The 16,483-nt window shown below is 62.2% G+C and carries 16 protein-coding genes and 1 pseudogene; 16 read left to right on the top strand and 1 reads right to left on the bottom strand.

Annotated elements, in window-relative coordinates; translation table 11 throughout:
* Positions 1-19 precede the first annotated feature (19 nt).
* The 3 genes from AC07WT_RS37895 to gltA all read left to right on the top strand — a co-directional run bounded on the left by AC07WT_RS37895 (position 20) and on the right by gltA (position 2,467).
* Positions 20-724 (top strand): succinate dehydrogenase iron-sulfur subunit, encoded by a 705-nt coding sequence (locus tag AC07WT_RS37895; protein ID WP_132383613.1) that lies wholly within the window; start codon positions 20-22, stop codon positions 722-724.
* 85 nt (positions 725-809) lie between these two features.
* Positions 810-1,082 carry an FAD assembly factor SdhE gene (locus AC07WT_RS37890; RefSeq protein WP_492594737.1) on the top strand — a complete coding sequence of 91 codons (273 nt, stop codon included), beginning with the start codon at positions 810-812 and terminating at the stop codon, positions 1,080-1,082.
* A gap of 83 nt (positions 1,083-1,165) precedes the next feature.
* A complete protein-coding gene (gltA, locus tag AC07WT_RS37885) occupies positions 1,166-2,467 on the top strand; it encodes a citrate synthase (RefSeq protein ID WP_341317152.1) in 1,302 nt (433 codons plus the stop codon).
* Positions 2,468-2,616: 149 nt separating this feature from the next.
* Here gltA and AC07WT_RS37880 read toward each other — a convergent pair whose 3' ends face one another.
* Positions 2,617-2,880: a helix-turn-helix domain-containing protein gene (locus AC07WT_RS37880; RefSeq protein ID WP_494950908.1), complete on the bottom strand. Its 264-nt coding sequence runs from the start codon at positions 2,878-2,880 to the stop codon at positions 2,617-2,619.
* Here AC07WT_RS37880 and AC07WT_RS37875 point away from each other — a divergent pair.
* From AC07WT_RS37875 to accD, 13 genes and pseudogenes are all read left to right on the top strand, one after another.
* Positions 2,871-3,011: pseudogene (locus tag AC07WT_RS37875) on the top strand (DUF1479 domain-containing protein); the annotation flags it as partial. The gene AC07WT_RS37880 and the pseudogene AC07WT_RS37875 sit on opposite strands and share 10 nt — an antisense overlap.
* Positions 3,012-3,208: 197 nt before the next feature.
* Positions 3,209-4,618 (top strand): 3-isopropylmalate dehydratase large subunit, encoded by a 1,410-nt coding sequence (leuC, locus tag AC07WT_RS37870; protein ID WP_492594738.1) that lies wholly within the window; start codon positions 3,209-3,211, stop codon positions 4,616-4,618.
* Between the two features lie 5 nt (positions 4,619-4,623).
* Entirely contained in the window at positions 4,624-4,782 is a 159-nt protein-coding gene (locus AC07WT_RS37865) for an entericidin A/B family lipoprotein (RefSeq protein ID WP_028196115.1), read from the top strand.
* Positions 4,783-4,867: 85 nt separating this feature from the next.
* Positions 4,868-5,521, top strand: a complete 654-nt coding sequence (gene leuD / locus AC07WT_RS37860) for a 3-isopropylmalate dehydratase small subunit (protein WP_492594739.1) — start codon at positions 4,868-4,870, stop codon at positions 5,519-5,521.
* A gap of 65 nt (positions 5,522-5,586) precedes the next feature.
* Positions 5,587-6,654: a 3-isopropylmalate dehydrogenase gene (leuB, locus tag AC07WT_RS37855; RefSeq protein WP_494950907.1), complete on the top strand. Its 1,068-nt coding sequence runs from the start codon at positions 5,587-5,589 to the stop codon at positions 6,652-6,654.
* A 345-nt stretch (positions 6,655-6,999) separates the two neighbouring features.
* Positions 7,000-8,121 carry an aspartate-semialdehyde dehydrogenase gene (gene asd, locus AC07WT_RS37850; protein ID WP_494950906.1) on the top strand — a complete coding sequence of 374 codons (1,122 nt, stop codon included), beginning with the start codon at positions 7,000-7,002 and terminating at the stop codon, positions 8,119-8,121.
* Positions 8,122-8,261: 140 nt separating this feature from the next.
* Positions 8,262-10,910 carry a motility hub landmark protein FimV gene (locus AC07WT_RS37845; protein WP_494950905.1) on the top strand — a complete coding sequence of 883 codons (2,649 nt, stop codon included), beginning with the start codon at positions 8,262-8,264 and terminating at the stop codon, positions 10,908-10,910.
* The gene (gene truA / locus AC07WT_RS37840) at positions 10,907-11,719 is read left to right on the top strand and encodes a tRNA pseudouridine(38-40) synthase TruA (RefSeq protein WP_494950904.1); all 813 of its coding nucleotides are present in this window, start codon (positions 10,907-10,909) and stop codon (positions 11,717-11,719) included. The genes AC07WT_RS37845 and truA overlap by 4 nt, the downstream gene beginning before the upstream one ends.
* A complete protein-coding gene (locus AC07WT_RS37835; RefSeq protein ID WP_494950903.1) occupies positions 11,716-12,429 on the top strand; it encodes a phosphoribosylanthranilate isomerase in 714 nt (237 codons plus the stop codon). The genes truA and AC07WT_RS37835 overlap by 4 nt, the downstream gene beginning before the upstream one ends.
* A 60-nt stretch (positions 12,430-12,489) precedes the next feature.
* On the top strand, positions 12,490-13,683 hold the full coding sequence (gene trpB, locus AC07WT_RS37830; protein ID WP_494950902.1) for a tryptophan synthase subunit beta: 1,194 nt from the start codon (positions 12,490-12,492) through the stop codon (positions 13,681-13,683).
* An 11-nt stretch (positions 13,684-13,694) separates the two neighbouring features.
* Entirely contained in the window at positions 13,695-14,603 is a 909-nt protein-coding gene (locus tag AC07WT_RS37825; RefSeq protein ID WP_494950901.1) for a DNA-methyltransferase, read from the top strand.
* A 35-nt stretch (positions 14,604-14,638) separates the two neighbouring features.
* Positions 14,639-15,451, top strand: a complete 813-nt coding sequence (gene trpA / locus AC07WT_RS37820) for a tryptophan synthase subunit alpha (protein ID WP_494950900.1) — start codon at positions 14,639-14,641, stop codon at positions 15,449-15,451.
* A gap of 84 nt (positions 15,452-15,535) precedes the next feature.
* Positions 15,536-16,408: an acetyl-CoA carboxylase, carboxyltransferase subunit beta gene (gene accD / locus AC07WT_RS37815; protein ID WP_494950899.1), complete on the top strand. Its 873-nt coding sequence runs from the start codon at positions 15,536-15,538 to the stop codon at positions 16,406-16,408.
* Positions 16,409-16,483 lie beyond the last annotated feature (75 nt).

The following is a 16,483-nucleotide window of genomic DNA, read 5'->3' as shown; positions in this document are numbered from 1 at the left end:
AAGTCAAAGGAATTCAGAAATGGCTAAGCGTACATTTGAAATTTACCGCTACGACCCGGATAAGGACGCAGCGCCGCGCATGCAAACGTATGAGATCGAAATCGACTCGCACGAACGCATGCTGCTGGACGCACTCGTCAAGCTGAAGGCTGTCGACGAAACGCTGTCGTTCCGCCGTTCGTGCCGCGAAGGCGTGTGCGGTTCGGACGCGATGAACATCAACGGCAAGAACGGTCTGGCGTGCCTGACGAACCTGAACGACCTGCCGCAAAAGATCGTGCTGCGTCCGTTGCCGGGTCTGCCTGTCGTGCGCGACCTGATCTGCGATTTCACGCAGTTCTTCAACCAGTATCACTCGATCAAGCCGTACCTGATCAACGATACGCCGCCGCCGGAAAAGGAACGTCTGCAGTCGCCGGAAGAACGCGACGAGCTGGACGGCCTGTACGAATGTATTCTGTGTGCCAGCTGCTCGACTTCGTGCCCGAGCTTCTGGTGGAATCCGGACAAGTTCGTCGGTCCGGCGGGCCTGCTGCAAGCCTATCGTTTCATCGCGGACAGCCGCGACGAAGCGACCGGTGAACGCCTCGACAACCTGGAAGATCCGTACCGTCTGTTCCGTTGCCATACCATCATGAATTGCGTCGACGTTTGCCCGAAGGGCCTGAACCCGACCAAGGCGATTGGCAAGATCAAGGAATTGATGGTTCGCCGCGCTGTTTAATATGAACAACCCCAACGCTCCCTGTCGTTCGCTGCCCCCCGAGGGGGCGGTCAGTACGCTTGGGAGCGGCCCGGCGCGTACTGACATGAACGAATCATCACATCAGTCCGACCCTCTTCGCCGCGCGCGCCTTCGCTGGCGCGCGCGGCGCGGCTTGCTGGAAAACGATCTGATCTTTGAGCGTTTTTTCAGCCGATATGAGCATGACCTCAGCGACGCCGATGTGGGCGCACTCACCCGCCTGCTCGAGCTGAGCGATAACGACCTGATGGACTTGCTGCTCGTGCGCAAGGAACCAGAAGGCGACCTTGCCGACCCGGATGTCGTCCGGGTGCTGGAACTGCTGCGAAACGCTTGAGCGGCTTGAGCGCGGCTTGTTCGTTGTTTCCAGGCGTGCAAATTATCGAAACCCTGTTTCCATACTTCGATTGAGGATGTGCTATGACCCCGTCAGATGTTAAAGCCACGCTATCGTTCAGCGACAATTCGCCGAGCGTTGAAATGCCGATTTACAAGGGCACTCTCGGCCCGGACGTGATCGACATCCGCAAACTGTACGGCCAGACCGGCAAGTTCACGTACGACCCGGGCTTCATGTCGACGGCGGCCTGCAATTCGGCGATTACGTACATCGACGGCGACAAGGGCGAACTGCTGTACCGCGGCTACCCGATCGACAACCTCGCGGAAAACGCCGACTTCCTCGAAACCTGCTACCTGCTGCTGAAGGGCGAACTGCCGAACGCGCAGCAGAACGCGGAGTTCGTGGGCACCGTCACGAAGCACACGATGGTGCATGAGCAAATGCACTTCTTCTTCCGTGGCTTCCGCCGCGACGCGCACCCGATGGCGATTCTGGTCGCCGCAGTCGGCGCGCTGTCGGCGTTCTATCACGACTCGCTCGACATCAACAATCCGCGTCACCGTGAAGTGTCGGCCATTCGCATGATCGCGAAGCTGCCGACGCTGGTCGCGATGGCGTACAAGTACAGCATCGGCCAGCCGTTTGCGTACCCGAAGAACGACCTGTCGTACAGCGCGAACTTCATGCACATGATGTTCTCGAACCCGTGCGAAGAGTACAAGGTCAACGACGTGCTGGTGCGCGCGCTCGACCGCATCCTGATTCTGCATGCGGACCACGAGCAGAATGCATCGACCTCGACCGTGCGTCTCGCCGGTTCGTCGGGCGCGAACCCGTTTGCGTGTATCGCAGCCGGTATCGCTTGCTTGTGGGGGCCGGCGCACGGCGGTGCGAACGAAGCCGCGCTGAACATGCTGGAAGAAATCGGCTCGGTCGACAACATTCCTGAGTTCATCAAGCAGGTGAAGGACAAGAACTCGGGCGTGAAGCTGATGGGCTTCGGTCACCGCGTCTATAAGAACTACGATCCGCGTGCGAAGCTGATGCGCGAAACCTGCCACGAAGTGCTGGAAGAGCTGGGTCTGCACGACGACCCGCTGTTCAAGCTGGCCATGGCACTGGAAAAGATCGCACTGGAAGACGAATACTTCGTGTCGCGCAAGCTGTACCCGAACGTCGACTTCTATTCGGGCATCGTGCAGCGCGCGCTGGGCATCCCGACGTCGATGTTCACGTGTATCTTCGCGATGGCGCGTACGGTCGGCTGGATTGCACAGTGGAACGAAATGATCGCCGATCCGGAGCAGAAGATTGGCCGTCCGCGTCAGCTGTTCATCGGCGATACGCAGCGTGAAGCGAAGCCGCTCGCACAACGTTGATCGAGGTTGAGTCTGCGTAGTTCGTGGTGATTGGTTCGCTGCGAATGGGCGCAGATTTGGCGCTGACTAGAAACAAAACGCCCCAGCGGGTTTGCCGTTGGGGCGTTTTGTTTTGTGGCGCGTCGTGTCGCTTGGTGCGCGTGGTGTTCTCAAGCGGGTGTCCGGCGGGCCTGACGCCGTCTTGTCCGTTCGAGCGCAGGCGATCGTGTCTCGAGGTTGACCTGTGCCGAAGCGACGTCCTTCGGCGTATGGCCATGGGTTTCGAAAAAGCGCCGGTACGCACTCGGCGTCATGCCGCGCGTCGACAAAAACTGCCGGTTGAAATTGGCGAGATTCGGAAAGCCCGCTTTAGTAGCGATCAGCGCGATCGGCCAGCCTGTATCGGTTAATCCAGGGCTGGAGTCAGCTGCCAAGCTTCCTGCGTGGCGAAAGCCCGCCGGATTTTCCGGCTGATCACTTCGAGACCGGCTTTATCGGGCGCGCACAGGAAAGCGATTTGACGCCTCTCGGCCGCGCGCAACTCGGCTTCGATCTCGAGCGCTGACCACCTGTAAGCGCGGCGGCGCGTGGGGCCGCCGTCACGCATTCCGCTGCCGGGTAACAGCGATACAGGTATCGGCACTACCACCCAACCCCCTGTTTTTTATCGGTTTTTCCGTGGTTTGATGGGCCAGAAGGCGGCTCTGCGTGGCATAATCGACCGGACACAGTCAGCCCGCAGTCATTACTACCCCGCATACCATGGCACAGACTCTCTACGACAAATTGTGGAACACGCATGTGGTCCACACGGAAGAAGACGGCACGACGATTCTCTATATCGACCGCCACCTGCTGCACGAAGTCACCAGCCCGCAGGCGTTCGAAGGCCTGAAGCTGGCTGAGCGTCCGGTGTGGCGTATCAGCGCGAATCTGGCGGTTTCCGATCACAACGTGCCCACCACGGATCGCAGCCATGGCATCGCCGATCCGGTTTCGAAGCTGCAAGTCGATACGCTCGACAGCAACTGCGACGCCTACGGCATCACCCAGTTCAAGATGAACGACCTGCGTCAGGGCATCGTGCACATCATCGGGCCGGAGCAGGGCGCTACGCTGCCTGGCATGACGATCGTCTGCGGCGATTCGCACACGTCCACGCACGGCGCGTTCGGCGCGCTGGCGCATGGCATCGGCACGTCGGAAGTCGAGCACGTGCTGGCCACGCAAACGCTCTTGCAGAAGAAGAGCAAGAACTTGCTGGTGAAGGTCGAAGGTCCGCTGCCGCGCGGCTGCACCGCGAAAGACATCGTGCTCGCGATCATCGGCAAGATCGGCACGGCGGGCGGCACCGGCTACGCGATCGAATTCGGCGGTTCGACGATTCGCGCGCTGTCCATGGAAGGCCGCATGACGGTCTGCAACATGGCGATCGAAGCAGGCGCGCGCGCCGGCATGGTCGCGGTGGACGACACCACCATCGAATACCTGAAGGGCCGCCCGTTCTCGCCGGAAGGCGTCGAGTGGAATCACGCGGTCGAGTACTGGAAGCAGTTCAAGTCGGACGAAGGCGCGCAATTCGATCGCGTGGTCGAACTGAACGCCGCCGAGATCGTGCCGCAAGTCACGTGGGGCACGTCGCCGGAAATGGTCACCGCTGTGGACGGCCGAGTGCCGGATCCGGAACGCGAAAAAGACCCGGTCAAGCGCGACGCGATGGAACGCGCGCTGAAGTACATGGCGCTCGAACCGAATGCGCCGATCGAATCCATCAAGCCGGATAAAATCTTCATTGGGTCGTGCACCAACGCGCGCATTGAAGACATTCGCGCCGCGGCTTACGTCGTGAAGAAGCTCGGCCGCCGCGTCGCGCCGAACATCCGCCTGGCGATGGTGGTGCCGGGCTCGGGTCTGGTCAAGGCGCAAGCGGAACGTGAAGGCCTCGACAAGGTCTTTACCGATGCCGGTTTCGAATGGCGTGAACCCGGTTGCTCGATGTGTCTCGCAATGAACGCCGACCGGTTGGATCCGGGCGAGCGTTGCGCTTCCACGTCGAATCGTAATTTCGAAGGTCGTCAGGGCGCCGGTGGCCGTACCCACCTCGTGAGCCCCGCAATGGCTGCGGCTGCGGCCATCGAAGGGCATTTCGTCGACATTCGCAAGCTTGGATAACTCGCATGATGAAGAACATGAATCGCACCACTCTATTGCGCCGTTTCGCGCTCGGTACCCTGGCTGGGTTGCTGCTTGGTCTGGCCGGTTGCAACACGGTGCACGGATTCGGCGAGGACATGTCGCACCTCGGCAATTCGATCAGCAACCACGCTGACAAATAAGCGGTTTTTGAATTTTGCCGGCAACGCGCGGGCGGCTTTGCGGTCGCCGCGCGCATCGTCCGGTCTTGAAACAGGCGCAAGCGTCATGGATAAATTCATCGTACACACCGGCGTCGTGGCGCCGCTCGATCGCGAGAACGTCGACACGGACGCGATCATTCCGAAGCAATTCCTGAAGTCGATCAAGCGCACGGGTTTCGGTCCGAACGCGTTCGACGAATGGCGCTACCTCGACCACGGCGAGCCGGGTCAGGACAATTCGAAGCGCCCGCTGAATCCGGATTTCGTGCTGAATCAGCCGCGTTATCAAGGCGCGTCGGTGCTGCTGGCGCGTAAGAACTTCGGCTGCGGCAGCTCGCGTGAGCACGCGCCGTGGGCGTTGCAGCAATACGGTTTCCGTGCGCTGATCGCGCCGAGCTTCGCGGATATTTTCTACAACAACTGCTTCAAGAACGGCCTGCTGCCGATCGTGCTGACCGAACAGCAAGTCGATCACCTGTTCAACGAAACGTACGCGTTCAACGGCTTCAAGCTGACCATCGATCTGGAAGCGCAAGTGGTGCGCACGTCGGACGGCGGCGCCGAATATCCGTTCGAAGTCGCGGCGTTCCGCAAGTACTGCCTGCTGAACGGTTTCGACGATATTGGCCTCACGCTGCGTCACGCGGACAAGATTCGCCAGTTCGAAGCGGAGCGGATCGCGAAGCAGCCCTGGCTGAATCACCGCATCGTCGGCTAAGGGCTTAAAGACCCGTTCGCTGATTCAAGCACGCAAGTCTCAAAGAACATCATCAAGGAATTCGCATGAAGATCGCAGTGTTGCCGGGCGATGGCATCGGCCCCGAAATCGTCAAGGAGGCCGTGAAGGTCCTGAACGTACTCGGCGAAAAGTTCGAACTCGAAGAGGCGCCGGTTGGCGGCGCGGGCTACGAAGCGAAGGGTCATCCGCTGCCCGATTCGACGCTCGCGCTGGCAAAGGAAGCCGATGCGATCCTGTTCGGCGCCGTCGGCGACTGGAAGTACGACTCGCTCGAACGCGCACTGCGTCCGGAGCAGGCGATTCTCGGTCTGCGCAAGCATCTGCAATTGTTCGCGAACTTCCGTCCGGCGATCTGCTATCCGCAACTGACAGGCGCTTCATCGCTGAAGCCGGAAATCGTGTCGGGTCTGGACATCCTGATCGTGCGCGAACTGAACGGCGACATCTACTTCGGCTCGCCGCGCGGCGTGCGCGAAGCGCCGGACGGCCTGTTCGCCGGCGCGAAAGAAGGCTTCGACACGATGCGTTATGCGGAACCCGAAGTGCGCCGCATCGCGCACGTCGCGTTTCAGGCAGCGCAAAAGCGCGGCAAGAAGCTGACTTCGGTGGATAAGGCCAACGTGCTCGAAACATCCCAGTTCTGGAAAGACGTGATGATCGACGTGTCGAAGGAATACGCGGACGTCGAGTTGTCGCACATGTACGTCGACAACGCGGCCATGCAACTGGTGAAGGCGCCGAAGTCGTTCGACGTGATCGTCACCGGCAACATGTTCGGCGATATTCTCTCCGACGAAGCCGCGATGCTGACGGGTTCGATCGGCATGCTCCCGTCGGCCTCGCTCGACAAGAACAACAAGGGCCTGTACGAGCCGTCGCACGGTTCCGCGCCGGACATTGCCGGCAAGGGCGTGGCGAATCCGCTGGCCACGATTCTCTCCGCTGCAATGATGCTGCGCTATTCGCTGAACAAGGCGGAGCAGGCCGATCGCATCGAAACCGCAGTCAAGAAGGTGCTGGAACAGGGCTTCCGCACTGGCGACATTCTGACGCCGGGTTGTCAGCGAGTTGGTACCGTGGCGATGGGCGATGCGGTGGTCGCCGCGCTGTAAAGCATTTAAGCCTAAACGGTCGTTAGGCCTCAAACGGCCTTTAAAACGCGGATTGGCCTCGAAAACAGGCCAATTCGCGCGTAATATGGACGATGGCGTCGCCAGATTCCGGTTTTCGTGTATATTGTAGCGATGGCGCAGATCTCCCAAATCTCCTCGATTTCTAACCAGCACGGCAAAACGGCCCGTGCGGTTGAGTTCGCCATTACCACCAAAACGCTCATTAAAGCGATTACCCCGAAAACGATCACGAAACGCTGATCGTCCGTCGTGCCCGCTCATCTTCCCCGCGCGGTCACTGCGGGCAAAGATGCGGGGAAGTTTCCACTCGAAGGGTATGAAGTCATGAACGTAGGTCTCGTAGGTTGGCGCGGCATGGTCGGTAGCGTCCTGATGCAACGTATGCAGCAGGAAGGCGATTTCGACTTGATCGAACCGGTGTTTTTCAGCACCAGCAATGCGGGCGGCAACGCGCCGTCGTTCGCCAAAAACGAGACCAAGCTCAAAGATGCGACAAGCATCGAAGACCTGAAGAAGTGCGAAGCGATCATCTCCTGCCAGGGCGGCGACTACACCAATGAAGTGTTCCCGAAGCTGCGCGCAGCGGGCTGGAACGGCTACTGGATCGACGCGGCTTCGTCGCTGCGCATGAAAGACGATGCAGTCATCATCCTTGATCCGGTCAACCTCGACGTGATCAAGAATGCGCTGGTCAAGGGCCAGAAGAATTTCATCGGCGGCAACTGCACGGTCAGCCTGATGCTGATGGCGTTGGGCGGCCTGTTCCGCGAAAACCTCGTCGACTGGATGACGGCCATGACGTATCAGGCTGCTTCGGGCGCGGGCGCGCAAAACATGCGCGAACTGCTGCAACAAATGGGCACGCTGTACGGCGCGGCCAAGGAAGATCTGACGGATCCGTCGTCGGCGATTCTCGACATCGACCGCCGCGTGCTGAATGCAATGAACAGCGACCGCATGCCGACCGACCACTTCGGCGTACCGCTCGCCGGCTCGCTGATTCCGTGGATCGACAAGGATCTCGGCAACGGCATGTCGAGAGAAGAGTGGAAGGGCGGCGCCGAAACCAACAAGATTCTCGGCAAGCCGGCCATGGGCACGCCGGGTTCGATTCCGGTGGACGGCCTGTGCGTGCGGATCGGCGCCATGCGTTGCCATTCGCAGGCGCTGACCATCAAGCTGAACAAGGACGTGCCGCTGGACGAAGTGAACAGCATCCTTGCGTCGGGCAATGACTGGGTCAAGGTGGTGCCTAACGAACGCGAAGCGTCGATGCGCGATCTGTCCCCGGCGGTGGTCACGGGCACGCTGACGGTGCCGGTCGGCCGGGTGCGGAAGCTGGCAATGGGCGGCGAATATCTGTCGGCCTTCACGGTCGGCGATCAGCTGCTGTGGGGCGCGGCCGAACCGCTGCGTCGCATGCTTCGCATTGTGCTCGACAAGTAAAGTAAACTACGCGCTCACGACGCGTAGAAAACTCAAAAAGCGTCGCGTTTCTCGCGACGCTTTTTTCATTGTGTGCCCCGATTATCTTGTCTCTTTCCAACCGCAAACAAGGGCTGCGCGCTGATGCGCCAGGAGTCCCGATGAACCTTCGACTCTCTTCCCTTCGGGCTATGTTCATTCATCACGGTGCAGGCCGGTTGGCGGCTGCGGCTGCTTTGGCTTTTGCGCTGGCTGGCGTCGGTGTCGGCGCAGGCGGCGCTGTGGCAGCCACGGTCGATGCCGCGAGCGCGCCGGAGGGCGCGTCGGCCGCCACGGCCACGTCATATGCCGCAGGCAGTCAGTACACGGTTCGGCTAGGGCAATCGCTGAACGACGTGGCGATTGCCGTCACGCAATCGCACGACCGGGCGACGCTCGCTCGTGCGTCGCGCGCGTTGTTCGACGCGAATCCGAACGCCTTCATGAGCCATGACCCGAGCCGGATGCGGATGGGTGCCGTGTTGACCGTGCCGGCGCTGGACGCGTCCGGGGCCTTGGTGGCTTCGTCGGCGAGTGTGGGGTCTGCGGCTGTTGCCGCATCCGCTCCTGCGGCGGCGCGGGTCTCCGCGTCGAGCGCTGCGACGGCGGTTGGCGCGGCGAGTGGAGTGGCACAGGTCAATGCCGTTGCAGCGAGTGCGGCAAGTGCCGCGGCTCGCGCTGCGGCGCCGGCGACGCCCGTGGTGACAGGCGCGGCCGGCGCGGCGTCTCAGGCAAACGGCGCGATGCCGGGTGCGAGCGGTGCAGCTGTGGCGGGTGCGGCTTCGTCCGTATTGTCGGTAGCGGGTTCGCAGGCGACCGCCTCGTCCGCGTTGCCGGGGAGCGGCGCACATGTATGGTCCGGGTCGATCCAGCCTTCCGCCAGCGAGTCGGCTGAAGGAGCCTCGGCGCTCGCTGCTCCGGCGTCGAGCGTCGCTCAGCCGGCTTCGCAGGCGCATACCCAGGTGTCCAGCTTGCAGCAATTGCTTGCGCTGAAAAACCGTGTGCTGATGGAACTGCAGAAGCACGGCATCGGCGGTTCGACGAAAGCGACGGGTACTGCGTCGACTGGTATGCCGCCGCCGGTGGGGGCGTCGTCCGCAGCGGCGGTTGCCGGTCATAGCGGTGCGGCGATTTCCACGTCGAACGAATCCGGGATTTCGCAAACGAATTTGAGCGTGGCGGCGGCAGTCGGCGCGGCGTTGGTGGTGTTGCTGGCGGCTTTGCGTCTGCGTCGCCGCAAGCGCGAGAGGATTGCAGCGACCGACGCCGCGTCTACGGATGATGTGACGGCGTCGGCGCGAGCCGCCGGTCCGCAGGAGATCGTTTCGACGCGTGAGCAGAGCCCCGTGAACGAACCGGCAGATGTGAGTGTGAGCGACGACGCTGCGATGCGGCGCGCGGCGGCACTAGCGGCGGAGCGTGAGGCGGAACAGGGTCACGCAGCAGCGAAGGAGAGTGAGGCGGCGGAACTTGAGGCGGCGGAACGTGAAGCGGCGGAACGTGAAGCGGCAGAACGTGCAGCGGCAGAACGTGCAGCGGCGGAGCGTGCAGAGACAGAACGTGCAGAGACAGAAGGTGCAGCGGCAGAACACGCAGCGGCAGAACACGCAGCGGCAGAACACGCAGCGGCGGAACGTGCAGCAGCGGAACGTGAAGCGGCCCAACGCGAAGCAGCTGAACACGCGGCAGCTGAACACGCGGCAGCGGCCCACCAACCCGACACGACCAGCACCCCCTTAGCGGCGCAGGAGTTCACCGCGTCTGAGCATCCTTGGCAAGAACGCCGCCCAGCGCCTGCCCCCGCCGAGCCAGCGCAACCGGCCCCCGACGTCTTGCCAGCCGCTCACAGCGACTTCACCTCCGAACCAGTTCCACCGGCCCATCACGAAAACTTCGACGGCGCGACCACGGCCGCGAGTCTTGCAGCCGCCGCCGAACTCGGCGCCGAAGCGCTGCCGGTGACGCCGCTCGAACCGGTCAGCGAGGTCTCGCGTCAAGAGCAGCCGCCCCATCGTCTGCAATGGGAAGACGAGCCGCCGGCGCCGCTCACGAAGCCGCACGACGATCCGCATGCACCGCAGCCGACACTCGATTTCACGCAGCAATCCGTCGAGCCGCACGCGACTTCGCCGTCCGGTCAGCCGCACAGCGACGCGTCGACGCATCCAGCAGCCGCAGCGCCGTTACTGCAACAGGACGCATTGCCAGCCACCGCGCCACACTTCGAGCCGGCTCCCGTCACGCAGGCTCAGCCTGTGCCGACCGCGCTGACCGAATTCCCGCGCGACGCCGTCGACGCCTTCGGCAGTCTCGACATGCCATTGCCGCCGCGCGTCGAATCGACCGCCGGCGCGGAAAACGACGACGCGCCCGCAGCGCACGCGCCGCAGCCGATTGTGCCCTCGGAAACCGCCGCGCACCATGCCGTTGCGCCTCACGACCCGGACGACGCCCGGCATATCGCCGATGAAATCGCTTCCGGCACCGCAGGCTCCGCAGCGCTCGCCGGTCTGGGCGCGGCTGGTTTTGGCGCGCTGAAGCTCGATTTCGACCTCGAACTGCCGCCGAGCCCCGCTCAGCCGCTGCCGGCCTTCACGCAGGCCGACCTCGCACGCATCGCCCGCAACAAGCTCGATCTGGCCGCCGAATATATCGACCTCGGCGATTTGTCGGGTGCGCGTGCGCTTATCAACGAAGTGATCGAAGCGAACGATCCGGCCACGCGCACTGAAGCCCGCGCGTTGCTCTCCACGCTCGCGCCGTTGTCGTGAAGCGTATCGCTTTAGGCGTTCAGTACGACGGCTCGGCATTCTGCGGCTGGCAGTCGCAGCCGCACGGCAAGACGGTGCAGGACGAGCTCGAACGGGCGCTTCGCGAGTTCGCGCAGACGACGGTGCAGACCGTCGTCGCGGGTCGTACGGATACGGGCGTGCACGGTCTCGGCCAGGTCGTGCATTTCGATACCGAACTCGATCGCGCGGATTTTTCGTGGATTCGCGGTACCAACGCGTTTCTGCCGAAAACCATCGCGGTGCAGTGGGCCAAGCCGATGCCCGACGAGTTCCACGCGCGCTTCTCGGCATTCGAGCGAACCTACTACTATGTGCTGTACGTCAACCCGGTGCGCTCGCCGATGCTGGACACGCGCGCCGGTTGGGTCCACACGCCGCTCGATGTCGACGCGATGCGCGCGGCGGCCGCCTATCTGATCGGCGAGCACGATTTTTCGTCGTTCCGTGCGTCGGATTGCCAGGCGAAGACGCCCGTCAAGCATCTGTACCAGATCGATATCCGGCAACAGGGCGACTTCATCCATTTGCGCTTTCGGGCGAATGCGTTCCTGCATCACATGGTGCGCAATCTGATGGGTTGCCTCGTTTCCATCGGCCGCGGCCGGCATCCGGTCGAATGGATGGCCGAGGTTCTCGCCAGCCGCAATCGTGAATGCGCCGCGCCGACTTTCATGCCGGACGGCCTGTACCTCGCGCAGGTGGGCTATCCTGAGCAATTCGCCGTGCCCGCGCCGCAGACCGGCAGCGTGCCGTGGAATACCGTATGGACCGAGCAAGCGCAATCATGAAATCAAGCGAAAACCTGGTGGCCGAAGCCCACTCCAACGCGCAGCAGCAAGCCGCGCCGCGCCGTACGCGCATCAAGCTTTGCGGCCTGTCGAAGCCTGAAGACGTAGCGCACGCGATCGATCTCGGCGCCGACGCGATCGGCCTCGTGTTCTATCCGCCCAGTCCGCGCTCCGTCAGCGTGGCGCAGGCGGTCGAGCTGGTGCACGACGTGCCGCCGTTCGTATCGGTAGTCGGTTTGTTCGTCAACGCGACGCCGGACTGGATCCGCGAAGTTGCAAGCAACATCGGGCTTACGCTGCTGCAATTCCACGGCGATGAGACCGCGGACCAGTGCGAATCCCTCGCCAGCCTTGCGGGTTTGCCTTGGTTGCGCGCGCTACGCATCGCGGCGGATACTCAGCCCGCTGATTTGGTAAAATCAGCGCTTAACTATTCAGCAGCCAGCGGTCTTCTGTTCGACACCCATGTCGAAGGCTATGGCGGCGGCGGGAAGGTTTTCGATTGGTCACTTATTCCAGCAGAGCTCGCGCGTCGGGCCGTTTTGAGTGGTGGGTTGAACGCGCAAAACGTCAGTGACGCGATCCATCGCGTGCACCCGTACGCGGTCGATGTCTCGAGCGGCATCGAAGTGCCGGGTGCCAGGGGCGTGAAGGATCACGCCCGGATGGCGGCGTTCGTACGCGCAGTGCGCGCAGCGGACGCCGAATGATTCTGGCGGCGCGGTTTTCTCGCATGAACTCCGCGCACCACACTGAGAAGAGTGATCGCTATGTATAACTTGCCTGACGAAAGAGGCCATTTCGGCCAATATGGCGGCGTGTTCGTCGCTGAAACGCTGATTCACGCGCTCGACGAGTTGCGTGTCGCGTACGAGAAATACCAAAAAGACCCTGAATTCGTCGCCGAATACGAGCGCGAGCTGAAGTATTTCGTCGGCCGTCCGTCGCCGATTTATCACGCGCAGCGCTGGAGCGAACTGCTCGGCGGCGCGCAGGTTTTCCTGAAGCGCGAAGACCTGAATCACACCGGCGCTCATAAAGTTAATAACGTGATTGGCCAGGCGCTGCTCGCCAGGCGCATGGGCAAACCGCGCGTGATCGCCGAAACCGGCGCGGGGCAGCATGGCGTCGCGACCGCAACCATCGCGGCGCGCTTCGGCATGGAGTGCGTCGTCTACATGGGCGCCGAAGACATTCGGCGTCAGGCTGCCAACGTGTACCGGATGAAGCTGCTCGGCGCGACCGTCGTGCCGGTCGAATCCGGCTCGCGCACGCTGAAGGACGCGCTCAACGAAGCAATGCGCGACTGGGTCACGAACGTCGAAAATACTTTCTACATCATCGGCACGGTGGCGGGGCCGCATCCTTATCCGATGATGGTGCGCGACTTCCAGCGCGTGATCGGCGACGAGTGCAAGGTGCAGATGCCGGAACTGGTCGGTCGCCAGCCGGACGCCGTGATTGCGTGCGTGGGCGGCGGTTCGAACGCGATGGGTATCTTTTACCCGTACATTGACGACGCTTCGGTGCAGTTGATCGGCGTCGAAGCGGCGGGTGACGGCATCGAATCGGGCCGCCATGCGGCGTCGCTGATCGCCGGCAGCCCGGGCGTGCTGCACGGCAACCGGACTTATCTCCTGCAAGACGAGAACGGCCAGATCATCGAGACGCATTCGGTATCGGCAGGCCTCGACTACCCGGGCGTGGGCCCTGAGCATGCGTGGCTAAAAGACAGCAAGCGCGCGCAATATGTCGGCATCACCGACGAAGAAGCGCTCAAAGCCTTCCACGACTGCTGCCGCATCGAAGGCATCATTCCGGCATTGGAATCCAGCCACGCGCTGGCCTATGCTGCGAAACTCGCGCCGACGCTGCCGAAGGATAAATACCTTCTGGTCAATCTGTCGGGCCGCGGCGACAAGGACATGCACACGGTCGCTGAGCGATCGGGTATCCAGTTCTGAGCGCCGCGACGATGCGCGACGAGTTCGACGAGCCCCAGCCCGCGGTTGAAACCAACCCGGCCGCCGGCGCAATGGCGGCCGAGGCGCCTGCACCTTTGTTGCCGCAGGTGCCTGCCGGCATCCAGCTGTTGAACCGCGATTTTCTGACCGATGTGTCGAACATCCCCGACGGGTCGATCGACCTGATCCTGTGCGATCCGCCTTACGGGCTCGGCAAGGATTATGGCAACGACTCCGACATGCGTTCAGGTGACGATTTTCTCGCCTGGACGCACGGTTGGCTCGAGCTGGCCATTCCAAAGCTCAAGCCATCGGGTTCGCTGTATATCTTCTGCACGTGGCAGTACGCGCCGGAAATCTTCTGTTTCCTGAAGACAAAGCTCACGATGGTCAACGAGATCATCTGGGACCGGCGGGTACCGAGCATGGGCGGAACGACGCGCCGGTTCACGTCGGTGCACGACAACATCGGTTTTTTCGCGGTATCGAAGGATTATTACTTCGATCTCGATCCCGTCCGCATCCCGTACGATGCCGTCACGAAGAAGGCGCGTTCGCGTAAGTTGTTCGAAGGCAGCAAGTGGCTGGAGCTTGGCTATAATCCCAAGGATGTCTGGTCGGTGTCCCGGCTGCATCGGCAACATGCCGAACGCGTCGATCATCCGACCCAGAAGCCTCTGGAAATTGTCGAGCGTATGGTGCTGGCAAGTTGTCCGAAGGGCGGGCGCGTGCTCGATCCCTTCATGGGCAGCGGCACCACCGCAGTCGCTTGCGCCCGTCAGCAGCGCGAATTCGTCGGCTATGAGATCAATGAAAGTTACTGCGCGATAGCGCGCGAACGCGTGAGCGCGGTCGCGGCGGCTCCCGCTGTTGCCCGGCCGCTTGCAGCCGAAACCGAACGGCAAACCGAGGCGCAATAAGCGAGCGCGCAGTAGCCTAAATCCGAGAATATTCCATGTCCCGTATCAAGAACACATTCGACGCGCTGTCCGCACAGGGTAAGAAAGGCCTGATCCCGTTCATGACGGCTGGCGATCCCGACCCGGCGCGCACGGTCGAATTCATGCACGCGCTCGCTGCCGGCGGCGCGGACGTGATCGAACTTGGCGTGCCGTTTTCCGACCCGATGGCTGACGGTCCGGTGATCCAGCAATCGTCGGAGCGCGCGTTGGCGCACGGGGTGTCGCTGCGCCACGTCATCGCCGATGTGAAGCGCTTCCGCGAAACCAACGATAAAACCCCGGTCGTGCTGATGGGTTACGCCAATCCGATTGAACGGATGGGCACCGAAGCGTTTGCCAAGGTCGCGAAGGAAGCGGGCGTAGATGGCGTGCTGGTGGTCGATTATCCGCCGGAAGAGTGCGTAAGCTTCGCCGAACAGATGCGATCTGCTGGCATCGATCCGATATTTTTGCTTGCGCCTACCTCCACGGATGAACGCATCGCGGAAGTCGGCAAGATCGCCAGCGGCTACGTCTATTATGTGTCGCTCAAAGGCGTGACCGGAGCGGCAAATCTGGACGTTTCCAGCATCGCGAGTAAAATCCCGGCCATCAAGTCGCGCGTCCCCCTGCCGGTGGGTGTCGGTTTCGGCATTCGTGACGCGCAAACGGCGCGTGCGGTGGCCGAAGTGTCCGATGCCGTCGTGATCGGCAGCCGTATCGTGCAATTGCTCGAACAAGCCGCACCCGACACCGCTGCCGAAACGCTCACGCGTTTCATCGCCGAAGTGCGCGAGGCGCTCGATAGCGTCGCGACTGCCCGATAACAACAGTTATTTTTGTCTTCTGTAGTGTGAACGGCGGGTTCGTCCCGCCGTTTGCTCTACCGTTGACCCCGAGAAGGATTCAATATGAGCTGGCTCGATAAGCTGCTGCCGCCGAAAATCAAGCAAACGGACCCGAAGAACCGCAAGGGGATTCCGGAAGGCTTGTGGATCAAGTGCCCGTCGTGCGAAGCGGTGCTGTACCGCAGCGACGTCGAGGCCAATCTGCATGTTTGCCCGAAATGCGACCATCACATGCGCATCGGCGCGCGTGAGCGGCTCGACGGCCTGCTCGATCCCGAAGGCCGTTATGAAATCGGCCAGGAAATTGTGCCGGTCGACGCGCTCAAGTTCAAAGACAGCCGCAAGTACCCGGAGCGCCTGAAAGAAGCGATGGACGACACCGACGAAACCGACGCAATGGTCGTGATGGGCGGCGCAATCCATACGCTGGCGGTGGTGGTCGCGTGCTTCGAGTTCTCGTTCATGGGCGGCTCGATGGGTTCGGTGGTCGGCGAGCGTTTCGCGCGCGGCGCGCAGAACGCGCTGGAACAGCAGGTGCCGTTCATCTGCTTCACCGCTTCGGGCGGCGCGCGGATGCAGGAAAGCTTGCTGTCGCTGATGCAAATGGCCAAGACCACGGCCATGCTGACCAGACTGGCCGAAGCCAGGCTGCCGTTCATCTCCGTGCTGACCGACCCGACCATGGGCGGCGTGTCGGCGAGTTTCGCCTTCCTCGGCGACGTGGTGATCGCGGAACCGAAGGCGCTGATCGGCTTTGCCGGTCCGCGCGTGATCGAACAAACCGTGCGCGAAAAACTGCCGGAAGGCTTCCAGCGCGCCGAGTTCCTGCTGACGAAGGGCGCGATCGACATGATCGTCGACCGCCGCAAGCTGCGCGAAGAACTCGCGCAATTGATGGCGCTGCTGAGCCGCCAGCCGGCTGACGCCGTCGCGTAAGCCGCGGGTGTATGAGCGGCCGTTGAGTGAACCGCCGTTGAGTGACCGCCGTTGAGTGACAATAAGCGGCTGCAT

The organism is Paraburkholderia sp. GW821-FHT02A12 (assembly GCF_059422005.1).
This window is presented reverse-complemented; position numbering and strand designations above follow the sequence as displayed.